A 19,877-nucleotide genomic window follows, 5' to 3' on the forward strand; every position below is an offset into this window, starting at 1 on the left:
TAAAGCTAAAAAAACCCGCCGGAGCGGGTTTTTTATACAGCAATGATTAATGTTCGAACATAGCCGAAATTGATTCTTCGTTGCTGATACGACGGATAGCTTCAGCCAGCATGCCAGACAGCGTCAGCGTACGTACGTTCGGCAGCGCTTTGATCTCATCGCTCAGCGGAATGGTGTCGCAGACAACCACTTCGTCGATCACAGAGTTGCGCAGATTATTTACCGCATTACCGGAGAAAATCGGGTGAGTCGCATAGGCGAACACGCGTTTCGCACCACGCTCTTTCAGCGCTTCCGCTGCTTTGCACAGCGTACCGCCAGTGTCGATCATATCGTCAACCAGAACACAGTCGCGGTTTGCCACGTCACCGATGATGTGCATCACCTGGGAGACGTTAGCGCGCGGACGGCGTTTATCAATGATCGCCATATCGGTATCGTTCAGCAGCTTGGCAATTGCACGGGCGCGAACGACGCCGCCGATATCCGGGGAAACCACAATTGGGTTGTCCAGATTCAGTTGCAGCATATCTTCGAGCAGGATCGGGCTACCGAATACGTTATCTACCGGCACATCAAAGAAGCCCTGAATCTGTTCAGCATGCAGATCAACGGTCAGTACGCGGTCAACGCCGACGCTGGAGAGGAAATCGGCAACCACTTTTGCGGTAATCGGTACACGGGCGGAGCGCACACGGCGATCCTGACGGGCATAGCCAAAGTAAGGAATGACCGCGGTGATACGACCTGCGGAAGCACGGCGCAGGGCATCAACCATCACAACCAATTCCATCAGGTTGTCGTTGGTAGGGGCACAAGTGGACTGGATGATGAAAATATCACCACCGCGTACATTTTCATTGATTTGTACGCTGACTTCGCCGTCGCTAAAGCGGCCTACGGCGGCGTCGCCGAGAGAAGTGTACAGGCGGTTGGCAATACGTTGTGCTAGTTCCGGGGTAGCGTTACCAGCAAAAAGCTTCATATCAGGCACGAGAAGAACCTCAGGCATGCGTCCAGTGGTGGATAGAATCGGCCAAAATGTGCGGTCAGGGCTGAATTCTATCCATGCGGTGTATTAAAGAGCGCGATGCAACGTCTGGAACAGGTGTGACGTTGTCACCGGAGCTCAGCTTGCCCGGCGATGGTCTGCGCTAGCGGCGAGAGGTTGACGCCTCGCGCGACAAAACCGTGCAGCCATTCCGGGGCTTGCTCAAGCACCTGACGAGCGGCGGATTCGGTGTCAAATTCGGAAAAGACACAGGCTCCTGTGCCAGTCAGGCGCGACGGCGCGTATTCTAACAGCCAGGAAAGCGCGGCATCAACCTCGCGAAAACGTTTTCTTGCGATAACCTCGCAATCGTTGCCGAATTCACATTTTAATAACGTATCAATTGACCTTTGCGGCGTATTTCTCGGCAGCTCCGGATCCCTGAAAATCACCGGCGTGGGAATGCTGACGCCAGGGTGCGCGACCAGATACCATTTTTCCGGCGGATTGACTGGCGTAAGGATTTCGCCAACCCCTTCGGCGAAAGCCGCGTGACCGCGCACAAACACCGGCACATCGGCACCCAGTTGCAGGCCGAGTGCGGCTAACTCATCGACGCTCAGCTTGCAGCCCCACAAGTGGTTGAGGGCGACCAGCACGGTGGCTGCATTCGACGACCCGCCGCCGAGCCCGCCGCCCATTGGCAAGCGTTTGTCGATAGCGATCTCTGCGCCGCTACCCGCAGGCAGACGACCGCTTTGCGCCGCGCGCTGCATGAGCAGACGTGCGGCGCGTACAATCAGGTTCTCTTCGTCTGGCACGCCTTCGACCGGTGTCAGCAGGCGGATCTCTCCATCGTTGCGCGGTTCAATGCTCAGCGTGTCGCCATAATCAAGAAACTGAAACAGGGTTTGCAGCGTATGGTAGCCATCGGCGCGCTGGCCGGTAATGTATAAAAACAGGTTGAGTTTCGCCGGAGCGGGCCACGTCGTCATTTGGCAATCCAGTTGTCCATTTTCAGCTTGATGCGCTGTTTGCCATCGCTCAGCTCCATATTGGCTGGCAGGGAAGGCTGGCTGTTGTCATACCCGCCATATACCACTTTCCAGCTTTTGCCGCCCTGGGTGTAGTTCAGCTCGCTGAGACGATATTGTGCATCGAGTTTATAATCGGTGGCATCGCCTGGCAGACCAAGGATCCACTGGCGCAGGCTGTTAAGCGGAATCGGCATGCCGGTCAGTTTGCCAATCATCTCTTCGGCATCATCGGCGGTGTAGCGCTTGCCTTTGTTGTCCACCAGTTGCACGTTACCCGGCTGGGCGTTAAGTTCCAGTTCAGTGCTGCCCAGCGGGTTGGTCAGCAACAGACGATAGCGATCCTGACCGGTTTGCTGCCAGAAGAAGCGGGCATACACTTTTTGCTCGTCAGAGATATAAGCGAACGCGCCGCGCGTTTGATACTGATTTAAGCTGCGCACCTGTTGCTGGTGTTCGCGCCACTGCGGCGAATCCGGGCTTTGTCCTGGCCCTTTTGGCGCATTGAGCGTACAGGCGGTTAACACGAGGCTTGCCAGCGGCAGCAGGCGAATAAAGCGAAAGTCTGGCAGAGTCATAACGAGGGGAAATCCTTGCAAGGTTGCAGTATTACGCTTAATGCTAGCGCCGGTCTGAAACAGCGTCTACGTTCAAGTTGTCTTAAATCATTAAATTACCAATTACTCCGAAAGGGTAGTGTCTCTTTTATTGACCTCACTCATCCTGTATGATGCGTGCAGTCTAACCTTATCAACGTTGGTACTATTCCCGCGCTCATGACCCTTTTAGCTCTTGGCATCAATCACAAAACGGCTCCCGTTTCGTTGCGAGAACGCATTGCATTTTCGCCGGAAACGCTTGACCAGGCGTTAGAAAGCCTGCTGTCGCAGCCGATGGTGCAAGGCGGTGTGGTGCTGTCAACCTGCAACCGTACCGAGCTCTATCTGAGTGTTGAAGAGCGGGATAACCTGCAAGAAGCGCTGGTGCGCTGGCTGTGTGATTATCATCATTTGCGTGAAGAAGAAGTGCGCCAGAGCCTCTACTGGCACCAGGATAATGATGCTGTCAGCCATTTAATGCGTGTGGCGAGCGGGCTGGATTCGCTGGTCCTCGGCGAGCCGCAAATCTTAGGCCAGGTGAAAAAGGCGTTTGCCGATTCACAGCGCGGGCATGATAAGGCCAGCGATCTGGAACGCATGTTCCAGAAATCATTCTCCGTCGCCAAGCGTGTGCGCACGGAAACCGATATCGGCGCCAGTGCCGTATCAGTCGCTTTCGCCGCTTGTACGCTGGCGCGCCAAATCTTCGAATCCCTTGCGTCGGTCACCGTGCTGTTAGTGGGCGCGGGCGAAACCATTGAGCTGGTTGCGCGCCACTTGCGCGAGCATAAAGTGCAGAAAATGATCATCGCCAACCGTACGCGTGAACGCGCGCAGGTGCTGGCGGATGAAGTCGGTGCGGAAGTCATCTCGTTAAGCGACATAGATGAGCGTCTGAAAGACGCTGATATCGTGATTAGTTCCACCGCCAGCCCGCTGCCGATTATTGGCAAAGGGATGATGGAGCGCGCGATGAAAGCGCGGCGTAATCAGCCTGTTTTGCTGGTGGATATCGCCGTGCCGCGCGATGTCGAGCCGGAAGTGGGCAAAGTAGCGAACGCTTATCTTTATAGCGTCGACGATCTGCAAAGTATTATTCAGCACAACCTGGCGCAGCGTAAAGCCGCTGCGGTGCAGGCGGAAACTATCGTCGCCCAGGAAACCAGTGAATTTATGGCCTGGCTGCGTGCGCAAAGCGCCAGCGAGACCATTCGCGAATACCGCAGTCAGTCTGAAACGGCGCGCGATGAGCTGACCGCCAAAGCGCTTGCCGCGCTTGAACAGGGCGGCGATCCGCAAGCTATCATGCAAGACCTGGCGTGGAAACTGACCAACCGCCTTATCCACGCCCCAACCAAATCTCTTCAGCAGGCCGCCCGTGACGGGGACGATGAGCGCCTGCATATTCTGCGCAACAGCCTCGGGCTGGATTAGCACAACACTCTCTTATTATTAAAAGGTGCATTTACGCCTATGAAGCCTTCTATCGTTGCCAAACTGGAAGCCCTGCATGAGCGCCATGAAGAAGTTCAGGCGCTGCTCGGTGACGCGCAAACCATCGCCGACCAGGATAAATTCCGTGCGCTGTCTCGCGAATACGCACAGCTGAGCGATGTGTCGCGCTGTTTTACTGACTGGCAACAGGTTCAGGAAGATATCGAAACCGCGCAGATGATGCTCGACGACCCGGAAATGCGCGACATGGCGCAGGATGAACTGCGCGACGCGAAAGAAAAAGGCGAACAACTTGAACAGCAACTGCAACTGTTGCTGCTGCCGAAAGATCCCGATGATGAGCGTAATGCGTTTGTCGAAGTTCGCGCTGGAACCGGTGGCGACGAAGCGGCGCTGTTTGCCGGTGATTTGTTCCGTATGTACAGCCGTTATGCTGAATCCCGCCGCTGGCGCGTTGAGATCATGAGTGCCAACGACGGTGAACACGGTGGCTTTAAAGAAGTGATCGCCAAAATCAGCGGCGAGGGCGTTTACGGGCGTCTGAAATTTGAATCCGGCGGTCATCGTGTGCAGCGCGTTCCGGCAACCGAATCGCAGGGCCGTATTCATACTTCTGCCTGCACCGTGGCCGTGATGCCGGAGCTGCCGGAAGCCGAAATGCCGGATATCAACCCGGCCGATCTACGTATTGATACCTTCCGCTCTTCCGGCGCGGGCGGTCAGCACGTTAACACCACCGATTCCGCGATCCGTATTACCCACCTGCCGACCGGGATTGTGGTCGAATGCCAGGATGAACGCTCGCAGCATAAAAACAAAGCGAAAGCCTTGTCAGTACTCGGTGCGCGCATCCACGCGGCGGAAGCCGCGAAACGCCAGCAGGCAGAAGCCTCAACCCGCCGTAATCTGCTGGGCAGCGGCGATCGCAGCGACCGTAACCGCACCTATAACTTCCCGCAGGGTCGTGTGACCGATCACCGTATCAACGTCACGCTTTATCGCCTCGACGAAGTGATGGAAGGCAAGCTGGATATGCTGATCGAACCGATTGTGCAGGAATACCAGGCCGACCAGCTGGCGGCGCTCTCCGAGCAGGACTAATGGATTATCAACAGTGGTTGCGCCTGGCGATAAATGAGCTGGTCGCGAGCGAAAGCCCGCGCCGCGATGCGGAGATCCTGCTGGGTTTCGTTACTGGCAAATCGCGCACGTTTATTCTCGCGTTTGGCGAAACTTTGCTTGAAGCCGGGCAATTGCAACAGCTGGCGACATTACTGGCTCGTCGTGTGAATGGCGAGCCGGTAGCGCATCTGATTGGCGTTCGCGAGTTCTGGTCACTGCCGCTGTTTGTCTCTCCGGCAACCCTTATTCCACGGCCCGATACTGAGTGTCTGGTAGAACAGGCGCTGGCGCGTCTTCCTTCCTCACCGTGTCGCATTCTCGATTTAGGCACTGGCACTGGCGCCATCGCACTGGCGCTGGCGAGCGAACGCCCGGATTGCAACGTCACGGCGGTCGATCTGATGCCGGATGCGGTGGCGCTGGCACAACGCAACGCTGCACATCTGAACATCACCAATATTGAGATCCTGCAAAGCCTCTGGTTCAGTGCGCTTGACGGACAGCAATTTGCCATGATTGTCAGCAACCCGCCTTACATCGATGCGCACGATCCGCATCTTGCGCAGGGCGATGTGCGTTTTGAACCGCTCAGTGCGCTGGTGGCGGCTAACAACGGACTGGCAGATTTACAGACCATTATTGATGATGCCCGCCAGCATGTGTTGCCCGGCGGTTGGCTGCTGCTGGAACATGGCTGGCAACAGGGGGCAGATGTTCGCGCTATCTTCGAACGTTACGGCTGGCAGCACGTCGCAACGTGCCGGGACTACGGTGATAACGAACGCCTGACGCTGGGGCAATGGCCGTTACAGGAGTAACAGGCAATGAACGCTTTTAAATTGCTGATTACATTGCATTTGACGTCTGTTGCGCTCACCATTAGCCTGTTTATTTTGCGTTACTGGTGGCGTTGGTCGGGTGATCCGCGTATTAACGCCCGCTGGGTGCGGGTGGTGCCGCACACGGTGGATACTGTGCTGCTGCTAAGCGGTGCAGGGTTGATATGGGTAACAGGCTATTTGCCATTTACGGTTAAAGGCGCATGGCTGACTGAAAAGCTGTTTGGCGTTATCATCTACATCGTTTTGGGTTTTATTGCGCTGGGGCGACATCGCCCGCGCAGCCAGCAAACCGGTTTTATCGCCTTTTTGCTGGGGCTGGTGGTGCTGTACATCATCATTAAACTCGCCGCCACAAAAGTACCGATACTGGGGTAAGACATGAGATCGTTAGCTGATTTCGAATTTAACAAAGCGCCGTTATGCGACGGGATGATCCTTGTTTCCGAGCTGATTCGCGATGACTTTCCTTCACAATATGTGCAAGACGAACTGGAGCGGTTGCTCAGTCTGGCACGTGAGGAGATAGGTCAGGCAAAGCCTCAGGACTGGCAACTGGAAAAACTCGTTGAGCTGTTTTACGGCGAATGGGGTTTTAAAGATACGCGTGGCGTGTACCGTTTATCTGACGCGCTATGGCTGGATAAAGTGCTGCAAAACCGTCAGGGTAGCGCGGTATCGCTGGGCGCGATTTTACTGTGGGTCGCCGGTCAGCTGGATATTCCGCTGACGCCGGTGATTTTCCCGACTCAGCTTATCCTGCGCGCCGAATGGCTGGATGGCGAAATGTGGCTGATTAACCCCTTTAACGGCGACACGCTGGATGAACACACGCTGGAAGTGTGGCTGAAGGGTAATATCAGTCCGATTGCCGAGCTGTTTAATGAAGATCTCGATGAAGCCGATAACGCCGAAGTGATCCGCAAGCTGCTGGATACACTGAAGTCGGCGCTGATGGAAGAGCAGCAAATGGAACTGGCGTTGCGCGCCAGTGAAGCGCTGTTGCAGTTTAATCCCGAAGATCCGTATGAGATCCGCGATCGCGGTCTGATTTATGCGCAGCTGGATTGTGACCATGTGGCACTGAATGATTTGAACTACTTTGTAGAGCAGTGTCCTGAGGATCCGATAAGCGAAATGATCCGCGCGCAAATCAATTCAATTGCGCACAAGCAGATTACCCTGCATTAAAGATTTGTTCCGATTCACACTCGATAAGGCGATTTTATGAAACAAAAAGTGGTCAGCATTGGCGACATTAACGTCGCGAACGACCTGCCGTTTGTACTGTTTGGCGGTATGAACGTGCTGGAATCCCGCGATTTGGCAATGCGCATTTGCGAACACTACGTCACCGTGACCCAGAAATTGGGCATCCCGTACGTGTTCAAAGCCTCTTTTGATAAAGCCAACCGTTCTTCCATCAAGTCTTACCGTGGACCGGGCCTGGAAGAGGGGATGAAAATCTTCCAGGAACTGAAACAGACCTTTGGCGTGAAAGTGATCACCGACGTGCACGAAGCGTCGCAGGCGCAGCCAGTGGCTGATGTGGTGGATGTGATCCAGCTTCCTGCTTTCCTCGCGCGCCAGACCGATCTGGTAGAAGCGATGGCGAAAACAGGCGCGGTCATCAACGTGAAAAAACCGCAGTTTGTAAGCCCTGGCCAGATGGGCAACATCGTGGATAAATTCCACGAAGGCGGCAACGATAAAGTGATCCTGTGCGATCGCGGTGCGAACTTCGGTTATGACAACCTGGTGGTCGACATGCTGGGCTTCGGCGTGATGAAGAAAGTCTCCAACAACTCGCCGGTGATTTTCGATGTCACCCACGCGTTGCAGTGCCGCGACCCATTCGGCGCGGCATCTGGTGGTCGTCGTGCTCAGGTAACCGAACTGGCGCGCGCCGGGATGGCAACGGGTCTGGCAGGGTTGTTTATTGAAGCGCACCCGGATCCGGACAACGCCAAGTGTGACGGCCCGTCCGCGCTGCCGCTGGATAAACTGGAGCCGTTCTTAAAACAGATCAAAGCGATTGACGATCTGGTGAAAAGCTTCGACGAACTCGATACCGAGTAAGCAAAAAAACCCCGCGAGTGCGGGGTTTTTTGTTTCTGCCTGTCAGGCAAATATCGTCATCAGATACGCAGCGAATAGCGCCAGGTGCGCCGCGCCATTAAGCACGTTGGTGCGCCCGGTAGAGAAGGAGATTTGGCACAGCAGCAGCGAGGCGACCATGACAATCATTTCCGGCGCGCCAAGGCCAAACACCAGCTCATTACCGGTTAGCCACGCAATTAAGGTCACAACCGGGACGGTGAGGGAAATCGTCGCCAGTACCGAGCCAAAGAACAGGTTCATGGCGCGCTGTACCTGATTATTCAGCACCGCTTTTAACGCTCCTAATCCTTCCGGCGAGAGGATCAGCAGCGCCACGAGGAAACCGGTAAATGCCACCGGCGCATTCATTTCTGTTAGCAGCGCTTCGAGCGGCGTCGCATTCATTTTCGTCACGGCAATGACCGCAACCAGATGGATAATCAGCCACAGCGTGTGCCACAGATTACCGTGTGCGGACGGTTTGCCGTGGTGCGGATCGTCATCATCGCTTTCGTCTTCATGTTCATACACGAACAAGCTCTGGTGCGTTTTGGTCTGAATAAGCAAAAACACGCCGTACATGGCAGCCGAGATCAACGCCACCAGCAGTGATTGACCAATCGTAAAATTGGCATCTGGCAGCGCCATCGGAAATACCAGCACGATAATCGCCAGCGGAAACAGCGCTATCAGATACTGTTTAATGCCAAACAGATTCATATATTGCGTGGCGAACTTACGCCCGCCCAGCAACAGCGAAAAGCCCACCAGGCCGCCGGTGACAATCATGATAATGGAATAGAGCGTGTCACGCATTAGTGTCGGCGCGGCGTCACCCGTCGCCATCAATGCGGAAATCAGGCTGACTTCGAGGATAACCACCGACAGGCTGAGGATCAGTGAACCATAGGGCTCGCCAAGCCGGTGGGCAAGCACGTCGGCGTGGCGCACCACGCTAAACGCGCTGGATAAGATACCAACCAGCGCTAATAAATTAATGCTGATAACCGCTGGTAGTGACTGCGAACCTCCCCAGAAAAGCAGCACTGCCAGCGCCAGAACCGGGAAAATAAGGGATGTCTCCTTGTGGCGGGTTTTCACCGCCTCGTGCGTTGTTGTCATTATGATGCTCCATCACAGTGCAGGTGTTTGCGAATTATAGAGAAAAAAAGAACGGCTCATAAAATACCAAAAATCACTGTTTTCATGGGGCTTTTTACGTAGTTTTACCCTCAGCGCTTCGTTTTGTCGTCAACTAAATGAAATATCCGCTCTCCTTTAATTTGTATTGATATTACAGTGCGATAGAGGTGACTATCTGGCAATTTATACCCTTTCCTGGCGCACCCGGAGTTTGTCGTCCAGGCTTACTTTTTTAAGCTAAAAGGAGCGTGAAATGCCATATAAAGCGAAATCCGATCTGCCTGAGAGCGTGCAACATGTGCTTCCGGCGCATGCGCAGGAAATTTATAAAGAGGCGTTTAACAGCGCCTGGGAGCAATATAAGGACAAAGACGATCGTAAGGGTGATGCCAGCCGCGAGGAGACAGCGCACCGCGTGGCCTGGGCGGCGGTAAAAAACGATTATCAGAAAGGTGACGATGACAAATGGCATAAAAAGAAGTAACGCGCTGAAATAATTACTTTTCGCCATTTATAGCTCTATTCGATGGATTGACGCTATTGCCAGCGGCCTGTGAATTGCATAAGGTCGTAGTAAGCTGCGCTTAAAGCAGCATATGCCGGGAAGGCAGCAGTAGAGCAGTCGCACGGAAGCAGGCAGTGGCGGAGGTAGAAGATGTTAACGCGTGATTTTCTGCGAGCAGCAGATTGCAAAACGGCATTCGGCGATATTGACGAGTCGTTACTTTGGTCGGCGGAGCAGCGGGCGGCATCGCTTGCGGCGACGCTGGCGTGTCGACCAGACGATGGCCCGGTGTGGATTTTTGGTTATGGTTCGCTGATGTGGAACCCGGCGCTGGAGTTTGACGAATCCTGCACCGGTACACTGACGGGCTGGCACCGCGCATTTTGCCTGCGCTTAACCGCCGGTCGCGGCACCGCCTGCCAGCCTGGACGCATGCTGGCCCTGAAAGAGGGCGGGCGCACCACGGGGGTGGCGTACCGTTTATCCGACGACACCTTGCACGATGAGCTGACGCTGTTGTGGAAACGTGAAATGATCACCGGCTGTTACATGCCAAGCTGGTGCAAACTGGCGCTTGATGATGGCCGCACGGTAAATGCGCTGGTGTTTATTATGGATCCGCGTCATCCGCTATATGAATCCGATACGCGTGCGCAGACCATTGCCCCGCTGATTGCCGCCGCCAGCGGTCCCCTCGGCACGAATGCGCAGTATCTTTTTTCACTGGAACAGGAGCTGATTAAGCTCGGCATGCAGGATGATTGTCTGAACGATCTGGTGGGCAAAGTGCGTTTGCTGCTGGAGGGAGAAAAACCAGGCCCCGAAATGCAGCCTGGTTTTGCCTGCTAACCGCAACCGTTAAGCGGCGACGTAGCTGATCGAGTGCTCCAGCGACTGGCTGTGGCTGTCGATCAGTACACTCCAGACACCGCTGTACGGCACAGCCAGATAGGCGCTTGCGCGATTCTGGACACTCAGAATATCCGTTTGAGCGTTCGGCGTTCGGCTCTTCTCGCTCATCAAATGAATGTGACAACTTTCGGAACAACGAACAACTACTGTATCCCCACCAAACAACTTCAGACTTGCTTTTACCACCGCCATTTTTAACCCCGTAGTTTTTTAACAACGCGATCCGTGCGGGAAGGATCCCCGTGCGTGACTTTGTTCACAATTCACTCAGTGCATAACACCAAACGGAGGGGTTCGAATGCTGATTTTGATCAAATAATGACGTAACGATTAAACAAAAATTACATTATTCGGCAGGGGAAGAGGACGGCGCGTAAAACCGTGGTTAAAACGCGCCGATAAAAGATTAAATGCGGAAATGACCGGCGGTTTCAGCAAGCTCGGTCGCCTGCGAGCGCAGCGCACCAGCGGCGGCCGTTGATTCAACGACCAGTTCCGCGTTTTGCTGCACCATACGGTCAAGATCTAGCACCGCATGGTTAATTTCCTGAATACCTTTCATCTGCTCGCTGGTGGCGACGGAAATTTCACGCATGATCACCGACACACTGTCGATGCTGGCGACAATATCCGTCATGCTGTCGCCCGCGAGGCGGACAAAGCGCGAACCGGTCGCCACGCTTTCGGTGGTGGAGTCGATCAGCGTTTTGATCTCTTTCGCCGCTTGTGCGCTTCGGCTGGCAAGATTGCGCACTTCACCTGCGACCACCGCGAAACCGCGCCCTTGTTCGCCCGCACGGGCAGCTTCAACCGCGGCGTTGAGCGCCAGGATATTGGTCTGGAAAGCAATACCGTCAATCACGCTGGTGATATCGCCGATTTTTGCCGAAGCCACTTCAATCGACTGCATCGTATTGATCGCTTGCGTTACTACCTGACCACCGCGCGACGCCGCTTGTGAGGCTACATGCGCCTGATCGTTGGCCTGTGCTGCGGCGTCTGTAGACTGCGCCACCGACGCCGTGATTTGCTCAACAGCACTGGCGGTTTCACGCAAACTGGAAGCGGCTTGTTCGGTTCGCCCGGAGAGATCCTGGTTGCCAGCGGCAATCTGTTGCGCGGCCACTTGTACCGAATTGCTGGAATCGCGCAGTTTAACCATCACCACCGAAAGCTTGTCGCTGAAGGCGTTAAAGGCATGAGCTATTTGCGAAACCTCGTCATGTCCATCCACCGGTAAGCGCTGCGAGAGATCGTTGGTGCCGCTGCTGATGGCGTTCATCGCATCGCGCACCTTCAGCAGACGTTTAAGCAGGGTGGAGACAATCCAGTGCATCACTGCGCCTGCAATCAGCACCAGCACAATCAACGACAGCGCGGAGGCTTTCAATTGCGCGCGCAGTCCTGCGGTAGAGTCAGCGCTATCAAGCGCCACCGCCAGCAACCAATTGGTGCCTTTGACCGGACTTGCCAGCAGCACTTTATCTTCGCCGGCATAAACACCTGCCACCCGTTTTCCTGCCCGCAACTGTTCGAAGCTGACACCGCCAATCGCCTCGGAGAAGGGTTTCATGGTTAGCTTATCGTTGGCGGCGGCAATCACTGAGCCGTCACTCGCCAGCAACATACCGGTGCTGTTCGGTGTTGGGCTGATACCGCGCACGTTAGCTACCACGCTATCCATCGATACATCGCCTGCAACCACGGCTTTTAACGTCCCGTTCTCTTTGACCGGGACGGCGAACGTTACCACCAGCGCACCGGTGCTGGCGTCAACATAAGGTGCCGTAACGACAGGCGCGTCGGCTTTTACCACTTGTTGATACCACGGACGGATTGTCGGGTCGTAATCCGCCGGTACGCCGCCCGGGTCGGAGAATTTCGCCGTTTTCGTCGCGTAACCGACATAAACGTTGATAAACCCACCGGCGCGCGCGATCTGCGTGAAAACCGGCACGGGATCGTCGGTTAACGCCACGCTCTGCAAGGAGGCAATCATGTTCATTTTACTGGCGACCCAGTCGGCAATCGCGATGCTGTGACTGGCGCTGGTGCTGGAGAGAATATCCTGCTGGGTTTGTTGGCTATGCTGGCTGGTTACCTGATAGTTAATGATAGTGTTAAGCAGCAGAGCGCTGGCGAGACATCCCGCCGTTGCTGCAATAATACGGGACTTAATCGATCTGAACATAGTTATAGTACCTGCTGTGTTGTCTTAAAGGGCTATCGGCAACACAGCAGGCAAACTTGATGACGTAACGCCACCCATAAGAAAAAAATATTAAACTCGCCGCAATATTAAAACGTTAATACTTTGTCGGCCGCCAGCGTCCACTGCGCCAGCTCCACCAGTGTGCCGATCTCCACGCCGTCAATCAGCGGCAACGCGGTGATGCCACGCCCGTCGGTGCAGGTTTTACACAGCTTCACCGGTACGTTTTGCGCCGTCAGAATCTCCAGCATCTGCTGGATGTTGTAGCCCTCGGCAGGTTTTTGCCCGCGCAACCCGGCGGTTACCGCATCGGACATCAAAAACAGCCGCAGTTCAGTGTCGCTACTCTGTTCACGCAGCGCGATGGCCAGCCGTAAGCTGTTAAATAGCGACTCACTGCCGTATGCCGCGCCATTGGCGATAATCACGATCTTTTGCATCTTCACTCCTTCGATAAACAGACTTGTGGCGCTTATGCTACTGCGGCCTGGCAACGGGCGAAAGGCAGTCACAACAATTACTGACCAAAGCGACCAATAAGCCCGGTAGCGGCAAGCGTGTGACCTTTCAGTTTTGCGAATAATTCTTCGCGCGTAAGCCCTTCGGGCAGCGTTGGTTTAAGCGACGTTGCGATGAGGGTAAAGGTGTAATGATGCGCGCCGCTGCCCGGAGGTGGGCATGGGCCATGCCAGCGCAGATTCCCCGGCGTGTTCCTGCCGCCCGTATAGCCTTTGCCATCGCGCAGATCGTTTTGCGCAAAGCCCGTGCTGGACGGGGCGATGTTATACGCCACAAGGTGCGTTACGCCCAGCCCGGTCGCGCCTTCGGGATCGTGAACCACCAGTGCGTAACTCTGCGTATTGGCAGGTGGGTTGTTCCACACCAGCGACGGTGAATAATTTTCGCCGGTACAGTTCGGGTTATTGCTGGCGTTACCGGCGAATTTTTTCTCCATTAAGGCGTTATCCGCAAATGCGGAAGATTGCAGGGTAAACAGCTCGTTCGCGCTGGCCTGCGCGGCATAAAACAGGATCGCACTGCACAAAAGTTTATGCTTAGTGTTCATGTCAGCTCTCCGGTAAGGGGTGCATTAACTGTAGCTGCAGCGAAGCGCCGGGATAAGGTTTTTCCTGGTATTTTGTCTGCGGCTGTAAAGCCCTGGCAAAACCGTTAAACTTAACGGTATGAATTATCCTCTCCTTACACTTCTGATGCTGTCACTGATAAGCGGCGTCGCCAGTGCCCGGCAGAATAGCTTCGTACAGCAAGCAGAAAACCCCTTTGATAATGACGGCGACGGTTTGCCGGATCTTGGCATGGCTGCGGAAAATGGCGCGCAGGAAAAGCATTTCGCCGAGATGGCGAAAGCGTTCGGCGAAGCCAGCATGAACGATAACGGCCTGACCACTGGTGAGCAGGCGCGGCAGTTTGCTTTCGGACAATTGCGCGATGTCGTTAGCGACGAAGTGAATCAGCAAGTGGAGTCCTGGCTTTCGCCGTGGGGCAGCGCCAGCGTGGATTTCAAAGTGGATAATGAAGGCGGGTTCACTGGCAGCCACGGCGACTGGTTTGTGCCATTGCAGGATAATAATCGCTATCTCAGCTGGAGCCAGCTTGGGCTAACGCAGCAGGATGCCGGGCTGGTGGGGAATGTTGGCGTCGGTCAGCGCTGGATCGCCGGTGACTGGCTGCTGGGTTACAACACTTTTTACGACAATCTACTTGATGACAATATTGGTCGCGCCGGGCTGGGCGCTGAAGCCTGGGGTGAATATTTACGCTTTTCGGCAAACTACTACCAGCCAGTAAACAGCTGGGAGTACCAGACCGCCACGCTGCAACAGCGCATGGCGCGGGGCTATGATGTGACGGCGCAGGCGCGATTGCCGTTTTATCAGCAGCTCAATACCAGCGTCAGCGTCGAGCAATATTTCGGCAACAGCGTTGATCTTTTTGACACCGGGACGGGCTATCACAACCCGGTGGCGGTGAAACTGGGGGTGAATTACACACCAGTTCCGCTGGTGACGCTGACCGCCGAACACCGCCAGGGGGAGAGTGGGGTTAGTCAGAACGATTTAGGGCTGAAAGTGAATTATCGCTTTGGTGTACCTCTGTGGAAGCAGCTTTCTGCCAGCGAGGTGGCAGAGAGCCGTTCACTACGGGGTAGCCGCTACGACAGCCCGACGCGCAACAATGCACCGGTTTTCGAATATCGTCAGCGTAAAACGTTATCAGTCTTTCTTGCCACGCCGCCGTGGGATTTGCAGCCGGGTGAGACGGTGGCGCTGAAACTGCAAATTAACAGCACGCACGGTGTACGTTCGATAACCTGGCAGGGCGACACCCAGGCGTTAAGCCTCACGCCGCCGGCCAATGGGCGCAGCGGCGATGGCTGGACATTGATCATGCCGCGCTGGGATAGCGCAGAAGGCGCGACCAACCGCTGGACGTTGTCGGCACTGGTGGAAGACGAGAAAGGGCAGCGCGTGGAGTCGAACACTATCGAACTGAAGCTGACGGAGCCGGTGATCCCGCCAGCGGAAAACAGTAACACGGGCTGGACGCTGCCAGACCCGTAACCTGTCAGAAAATACGTTCCTGATGCACCCAAACTGCGGCTTCGACGCGGGATTTCAGTTTCATTTTCTTCAGCATGTGTTTGACGTGAACTTTAACCGTGCTTTCAGTGATGTCCAGGCGGCGGGCAATCATTTTGTTCGGCAGCCCCTGGGCAATCAGCTTGAGAATGTCGCGTTCGCGCGGCGTAAGCTGGGTAATATCGCGGTCAGTGGTGGCGCGGTTGGCGCGCAGGCTGGCGGCCAGCACCGGGGTGAGCGCTTCGCTGAGCACCATTTCGCCCGCCGCAGCTTGTTGCAACGCTTTCAGGAGATCTTCCGGCTCCATATCTTTCAGCAGGTAGCCATCTGCGCCGCGTTTTAATGCGGTCACCACGTCTTCTTCATGGTTGGAAACGCTAAACACGACAACGCGGCCTGACAGGGTTTTTTCCCGCAGCTTATCCAGTGTTTCCAGCCCGTTCATGCCTGGCATGTTGAGATCCAGCAAAATCAAATCCGGGTCCAGCGATTCCGCCAGTTCAATGCCTTGCTCCCCGTTGCTGGCTTCGCCGACGACGGTGATGTCGGGAGCCATGCTGATTAACTGCTTCACGCCGGTTCGCAGCATTGGATGGTCGTCGATCAGGAGGATGGTGGCCGGATCCTGATTACTCATGGGTATCTCCTTGCATGGATGAGAGAAACGTCTCTGGAATAAACGTCACGACGACCTCGGTGCCGCCGGATGCTCCGGGGCGAACCTGGCAATCGCCGCGCAGGCTTTGCGCGCGGTCACGCATAATGATCAATCCATAATGGTTCGTCCTTTCAGCATTGACCGGTATACCGCAACCATTGTCGGTGATGCGCAATATTACCCGGTTTTCCTGCTGTTGCACTGCGACGCTGACCGCGGTTGCGCCGGAGTGTTTTAATGCATTGCTCAGAGCCTCGCGGGCTATCTGTAACAGGTGAATCGCCTGATGCGCTGGAACCAGTCGGGGCGGGAGCTGATAATCAAGACGCACCTGGAAACCGAAACGACCGCTGTACTCCTGGCAACTGGACTCCAGCGCCGGGCGCAGCCCTGGTTCGGTTAATTGTAAACGAAACGTGGTCAGCAACTCGCGCAGCTGCGCCCAGGAGGTATTCAGCTCGTTGCGGATCTGCCCCAGCAACTGCTGGCTGTTTTCCGGTAGCGCGTCACCCTGCATTTGCAGGCAACTCACCTGCATCTTCATGCACGAGAGGGACTGCGCGATGGAGTCGTGTAATTCGCGGGCAATGGTGGCGCGCTCTTCCATGACCATCAACTGCTGCTGCCTGTCCTGATGGCGATCGAGCGCCAGCGTCGCGGTGAGTTGTTCCACCAGTGTGTCGACCAGTTGCTGCTGGTCATGGCTTAAATGGCGACCCGGCGGCAGCGTTGCCAGCAGCAAACCATATTGCATGTGCGCATCCGCCAGCCGCCATTTCAGCGTGGTGCCAAACCCGCTGGATTCGGTGAGAATACCGTTGCGCGGGCATAAGTGGCAGCCTTTGTCATCGCAGCTCGCATCTGACTGGCAGGTAAAATCTTGATGATTTTCCTCATCTTCCAGATCGTACACCCGCAGCTCAATATCATGCAGCAGGGTTAAATTCTGCAAACCATTCAACACCGGCGACAGGCGCTCGCACATCGGGATACGCGAATGCAGCCGGTGGTTAGCCTGCCATAAAAACGACAGGATCTGGTTCTTTTGCTCCAGCCCGGCGGTTTTTTCCTGAACGCGGCGTTCCAGTATCGCGTAGCTCTCGCCCAGCTCGGCCGACATGTTATTTAACGCTTCGCCAAGCGTCGCCATCTCGTTCCGCCCGCTGATACGCGCGCGCTGGGTAAAATCACGCTGGCTGACCGCACGTGCCATGCTCAGTAATTGCTGCCACGGACGGAGTAGACGCGCCCGCAGCCAGACCACGGCAAACAGCAATAACAGGCCCATCACTATCGCCATGAGGCGGTGCATCACCACCACTTGTTCAATACGGTGTTCGGTGCTGCGGTCAAACGAGGTCACCAACCGGTCGATTCGCCCAACGAAAATCGCAATAATTTCCGCTGCTTGCGCCGGTTGTTGCGCCTGTTTTATCGCCGGGACGACTTCGCTGCGCCAGTAGTTTTGCAACGCAGCGAGCTGCGCTTGCTGACCGTCGCGCTGTGCCGCCTGCGCCAGTTCCGGGCTGAATGCGGTGTACTCCATTTCGTCGAGCAAATATTGCTCGTCTTCATGAAGCGGAATGGCGGACAACAAGCGGTAGCTCTGCATACGCAGTGAACCGGCTTTGTTGATCGCATGTGCGCTGCCCTGAACGCCTTGTACCAGCCAGCCGGATATTGCCATGCCCGTCACACCGATAGCGGTCGACAGCAGCATCAACAACGCCAGTTGGTTAACCAGCGAGATCGGTGAAAAAAGGCGTTTTAGCATAGGTGATTAAGGCTCCTCGGCCGCGTGCGATGCGGATGGTGCTATTGTCAGCGATCGCCTGGGGTATACCCATACCTCTAAAGGATTACTCCTTTATTGCCAGCGAGCCGACAAGAGTGGGAACAATCTGAGTAGGGAAGGTCAGAGCCGTGAAAAACCACACCTTTTTTGCCAGTAAACGCTACTCATAAATGAGCATAGCGATTTTTCACGCGCGAAATGGGCTGCTTTTCCTTTGATTTATATCAACTTAACTACCGCTATAAAAACTAAGGTGGCAGGCATCAAACCGATCAGCAGAGGTGTATATGCAGCACTCAACCATCCCGGAAAAGAGTTCGTCAGCGCGGGTTATTACCGACTGGCGTCCTGAAGAACCGGCATTCTGGCAACAGCAGGGCAATAAGATTGCGAGCCGCAACTTGTGGATCTCCGTGCCTTGTCTTCTTCTGGCTTTCTGTGTCTGGATGCTTTTTAGCGCAGTCGCCGTCAATCTCCCGAAAGTGGGTTTTCAGTTTACCACCGACCAGCTCTTTATGCTGACCGCGTTGCCATCCGTTTCCGGCGCACTGTTACGCGTACCGTACTCGTTTATGGTGCCGGTGTTCGGCGGTCGTCGCTGGACAGCTTTCAGTACCGGGATCTTAATCATTCCGTGTGTGTGGCTGGGTTTTGCCGTACAGGATCTGAGCACGCCGTTTAGCACGTTTATCATTATCTCGCTGCTGTGCGGTTTTGCTGGTGCGAACTTTGCTTCCAGCATGGCGAATATCAGCTTCTTTTTTCCGAAACAGAAGCAGGGTGGCGCGCTTGGCATCAACGGTGGCTTTGGCAACCTCGGCGTGAGTGTGATGCAGTTGATTGCACCGCTGGCGGTGTCGTTTTCCATTTTTGCCGCCTTTGGCGGTACCGGTGTTGCACAACCTGATGGTTCGTTGTTGTACCTCGAAAACGCGGCCTGGATATGGGTACCGTTACTGGCGGTGTTTACTCTGGCAGCCTGGTTCGGGATGAATGAGCTGGCGACCTCTAAAGCCTCGCTTAGCGCGCAACTTCCGGTACTCAAGCGTTCGCACCTGTGGATTATGAGCTTCCTGTATCTGGCAACTTTCGGCTCGTTTATCGGCTTTTCTGCCGGTTTTGCGATGCTGTCGAAAACCCAGTTTCCGGAAGTGCAGATCCTGCATTTCGCCTTCTTCGGCCCGCTGGTGGGCGCACTGGCACGCTCCGCAGGCGGTGCGATTTCTGACCGTCTGGGCGGGACTCGCGTAACGCTGGTGAACTTCGTGCTGATGGCCATTTTCAGTGCCTTGCTGTTCCTGACGCTGCCATCCGGCGGCACTGGCGGCAATTTCACTGCATTCTTCTGCGTCTTCCTCGTGCTGTTCCTGACGGCCGGGCTGGGTAGTGGTTCGACATTCCAGATGATTTCGGTGATTTTCCGTAAAAAAACCATGGAACGCGTACAACAACGCGGCGGCAGTGAAAGCGAAGCAATGCGTGAAGCCGCCACCGAAACAGCCGCAGCGCTGGGCTTTATCTCGGCAATTGGCGCAATTGGCGGTTTCTTTATTCCGAAAGCATTCGGCACTTCACTGGCGTTGACCGGCTCACCGGCAGGGGCGATGAAAGTGTTTCTCGTGTTCTATATCGCCTGCGTGGTGATCACCTGGGCGATATACGGGCGTAAAAAACAATAACACTCAGTAAATGTTGATTATCCTTGCGCGGTGAAAGCCGCGCTTTTTTTTACACCTATTTAGTTACAACATACTATAAATTATCACTGCGTCGTGCTGCGGAAACCTCTGTGACAGACATCACTTTGCAGGTTCATCTACCCCTTAATACCCCGGAACGCGGAATTATCTGCTTGTACCGCTGCGAGTTTATATAAAACCATTATTAATCAATGGATTAAAAAATAGAAAGC

The 19,877-nt window shown here is 55.0% G+C and carries 20 protein-coding genes; 10 read left to right on the forward strand and 10 right to left on the reverse strand.

The features are described from left to right. Positions 1 to 46: 46 nt before the first annotated feature. The 3 genes from prs to lolB all read right to left on the reverse strand — a co-directional run bounded on the left by prs (position 47) and on the right by lolB (position 2,603). Positions 47 to 994, reverse strand: coding sequence for a ribose-phosphate diphosphokinase (gene prs, locus C813_RS33350; RefSeq protein ID WP_017457137.1), 948 nt, complete (start codon positions 992 to 994; stop codon positions 47 to 49). A gap of 125 nt (positions 995 to 1,119) precedes the next feature. After that, positions 1,120 to 1,986 carry a 4-(cytidine 5'-diphospho)-2-C-methyl-D-erythritol kinase gene (gene ispE, locus C813_RS33355; RefSeq protein WP_017457138.1) on the reverse strand — a complete coding sequence of 289 codons (867 nt, stop codon included), beginning with the start codon at positions 1,984 to 1,986 and terminating at the stop codon, positions 1,120 to 1,122. Continuing rightward, entirely contained in the window at positions 1,983 to 2,603 is a 621-nt protein-coding gene (gene lolB, locus C813_RS33360) for a lipoprotein insertase outer membrane protein LolB (RefSeq protein WP_017457139.1), read from the reverse strand. The genes ispE and lolB overlap by 4 nt, the downstream gene beginning before the upstream one ends. 198 nt (positions 2,604 to 2,801) lie before the next feature. On the opposite strand from lolB, the gene hemA reads away from it, so the two are divergent. The 6 genes from hemA to kdsA are packed head-to-tail and all read left to right on the forward strand — an operon-like array spanning position 2,802 to position 8,119. Further along, on the forward strand, positions 2,802 to 4,058 hold the full coding sequence (hemA, locus tag C813_RS33365; protein ID WP_025263590.1) for a glutamyl-tRNA reductase: 1,257 nt from the start codon (positions 2,802 to 2,804) through the stop codon (positions 4,056 to 4,058). A 39-nt stretch (positions 4,059 to 4,097) separates the two neighbouring features. After that, a complete protein-coding gene (gene prfA / locus C813_RS33370) occupies positions 4,098 to 5,180 on the forward strand; it encodes a peptide chain release factor 1 (protein WP_017457141.1) in 1,083 nt (360 codons plus the stop codon). Further along, on the forward strand, positions 5,180 to 6,019 hold the full coding sequence (gene prmC, locus C813_RS33375; RefSeq protein ID WP_017457142.1) for a peptide chain release factor N(5)-glutamine methyltransferase: 840 nt from the start codon (positions 5,180 to 5,182) through the stop codon (positions 6,017 to 6,019). Before prfA ends, prmC begins: the two co-directional genes overlap by 1 nt. Before the next feature lie 6 nt (positions 6,020 to 6,025). Next, entirely contained in the window at positions 6,026 to 6,418 is a 393-nt protein-coding gene (gene sirB2 / locus C813_RS33380) for an invasion regulator SirB2 (protein ID WP_017457143.1), read from the forward strand. Between the two features lie 3 nt (positions 6,419 to 6,421). Continuing rightward, positions 6,422 to 7,231 (forward strand): invasion regulator SirB1, encoded by an 810-nt coding sequence (sirB1, locus tag C813_RS33385; RefSeq protein ID WP_017457144.1) that lies wholly within the window; start codon positions 6,422 to 6,424, stop codon positions 7,229 to 7,231. Between the two features lie 36 nt (positions 7,232 to 7,267). Continuing rightward, positions 7,268 to 8,119: a 3-deoxy-8-phosphooctulonate synthase gene (gene kdsA / locus C813_RS33390; RefSeq protein ID WP_016495811.1), complete on the forward strand. Its 852-nt coding sequence runs from the start codon at positions 7,268 to 7,270 to the stop codon at positions 8,117 to 8,119. Positions 8,120 to 8,161: 42 nt separating this feature from the next. On the opposite strand, the gene chaA is transcribed toward kdsA, so the two are convergent. Then, positions 8,162 to 9,262 carry a sodium-potassium/proton antiporter ChaA gene (gene chaA / locus C813_RS33395; RefSeq protein WP_017457145.1) on the reverse strand — a complete coding sequence of 367 codons (1,101 nt, stop codon included), beginning with the start codon at positions 9,260 to 9,262 and terminating at the stop codon, positions 8,162 to 8,164. Positions 9,263 to 9,536: 274 nt separating this feature from the next. Between chaA and chaB the strand changes: the two genes are divergently transcribed. Beyond that, positions 9,537 to 9,767 (forward strand): putative cation transport regulator ChaB, encoded by a 231-nt coding sequence (chaB, locus tag C813_RS33400; RefSeq protein ID WP_016495813.1) that lies wholly within the window; start codon positions 9,537 to 9,539, stop codon positions 9,765 to 9,767. A 171-nt stretch (positions 9,768 to 9,938) separates the two neighbouring features. Then, the gene (locus C813_RS33405) at positions 9,939 to 10,637 is read left to right on the forward strand and encodes a gamma-glutamylcyclotransferase (protein WP_017457146.1); all 699 of its coding nucleotides are present in this window, start codon (positions 9,939 to 9,941) and stop codon (positions 10,635 to 10,637) included. A gap of 9 nt (positions 10,638 to 10,646) precedes the next feature. Here C813_RS33405 and C813_RS33410 read toward each other — a convergent pair whose 3' ends face one another. The 4 genes from C813_RS33410 to C813_RS33425 form a co-directional block, all read right to left on the reverse strand. Continuing rightward, positions 10,647 to 10,892: a DUF1883 domain-containing protein gene (locus C813_RS33410; RefSeq protein ID WP_016495815.1), complete on the reverse strand. Its 246-nt coding sequence runs from the start codon at positions 10,890 to 10,892 to the stop codon at positions 10,647 to 10,649. A 214-nt stretch (positions 10,893 to 11,106) separates the two neighbouring features. Beyond that, positions 11,107 to 12,891: a methyl-accepting chemotaxis protein gene (locus C813_RS33415; protein ID WP_017457147.1), complete on the reverse strand. Its 1,785-nt coding sequence runs from the start codon at positions 12,889 to 12,891 to the stop codon at positions 11,107 to 11,109. A 107-nt stretch (positions 12,892 to 12,998) separates the two neighbouring features. Next, on the reverse strand, positions 12,999 to 13,352 hold the full coding sequence (locus C813_RS33420; protein WP_016495817.1) for a DsrE/DsrF/TusD sulfur relay family protein: 354 nt from the start codon (positions 13,350 to 13,352) through the stop codon (positions 12,999 to 13,001). Between the two features lie 77 nt (positions 13,353 to 13,429). After that, positions 13,430 to 13,978 carry a YbhB/YbcL family Raf kinase inhibitor-like protein gene (locus C813_RS33425; RefSeq protein ID WP_017457148.1) on the reverse strand — a complete coding sequence of 183 codons (549 nt, stop codon included), beginning with the start codon at positions 13,976 to 13,978 and terminating at the stop codon, positions 13,430 to 13,432. A gap of 145 nt (positions 13,979 to 14,123) precedes the next feature. Here C813_RS33425 and C813_RS33430 point away from each other — a divergent pair, with 145 nt between their 5' ends. Next, positions 14,124 to 15,494 carry a YchO/YchP family invasin gene (locus tag C813_RS33430; RefSeq protein ID WP_017457149.1) on the forward strand — a complete coding sequence of 457 codons (1,371 nt, stop codon included), beginning with the start codon at positions 14,124 to 14,126 and terminating at the stop codon, positions 15,492 to 15,494. Between the two features lie 4 nt (positions 15,495 to 15,498). Here C813_RS33430 and narL read toward each other — a convergent pair whose 3' ends face one another. Together narL and narX are read right to left on the reverse strand one after the other, a co-directional pair. Then, positions 15,499 to 16,149, reverse strand: a complete 651-nt coding sequence (narL, locus tag C813_RS33435) for a two-component system response regulator NarL (RefSeq protein ID WP_016495820.1) — start codon at positions 16,147 to 16,149, stop codon at positions 15,499 to 15,501. Then, the gene (gene narX / locus C813_RS33440) at positions 16,142 to 17,944 is read right to left on the reverse strand and encodes a nitrate/nitrite two-component system sensor histidine kinase NarX (RefSeq protein ID WP_017457150.1); all 1,803 of its coding nucleotides are present in this window, start codon (positions 17,942 to 17,944) and stop codon (positions 16,142 to 16,144) included. Before narX ends, narL begins: the two co-directional genes overlap by 8 nt. A 308-nt stretch (positions 17,945 to 18,252) precedes the next feature. On the opposite strand from narX, the gene C813_RS33445 reads away from it, so the two are divergent. Next, entirely contained in the window at positions 18,253 to 19,644 is a 1,392-nt protein-coding gene (locus C813_RS33445) for a NarK family nitrate/nitrite MFS transporter (protein ID WP_017457151.1), read from the forward strand. The last annotated feature ends 233 nt before the right edge of the window (positions 19,645 to 19,877 follow it).

The organism is Kosakonia sacchari SP1 (genome assembly GCF_000300455.3).
GTDB classification, from domain to species: domain Bacteria; phylum Pseudomonadota; class Gammaproteobacteria; order Enterobacterales; family Enterobacteriaceae; genus Kosakonia; species Kosakonia sacchari.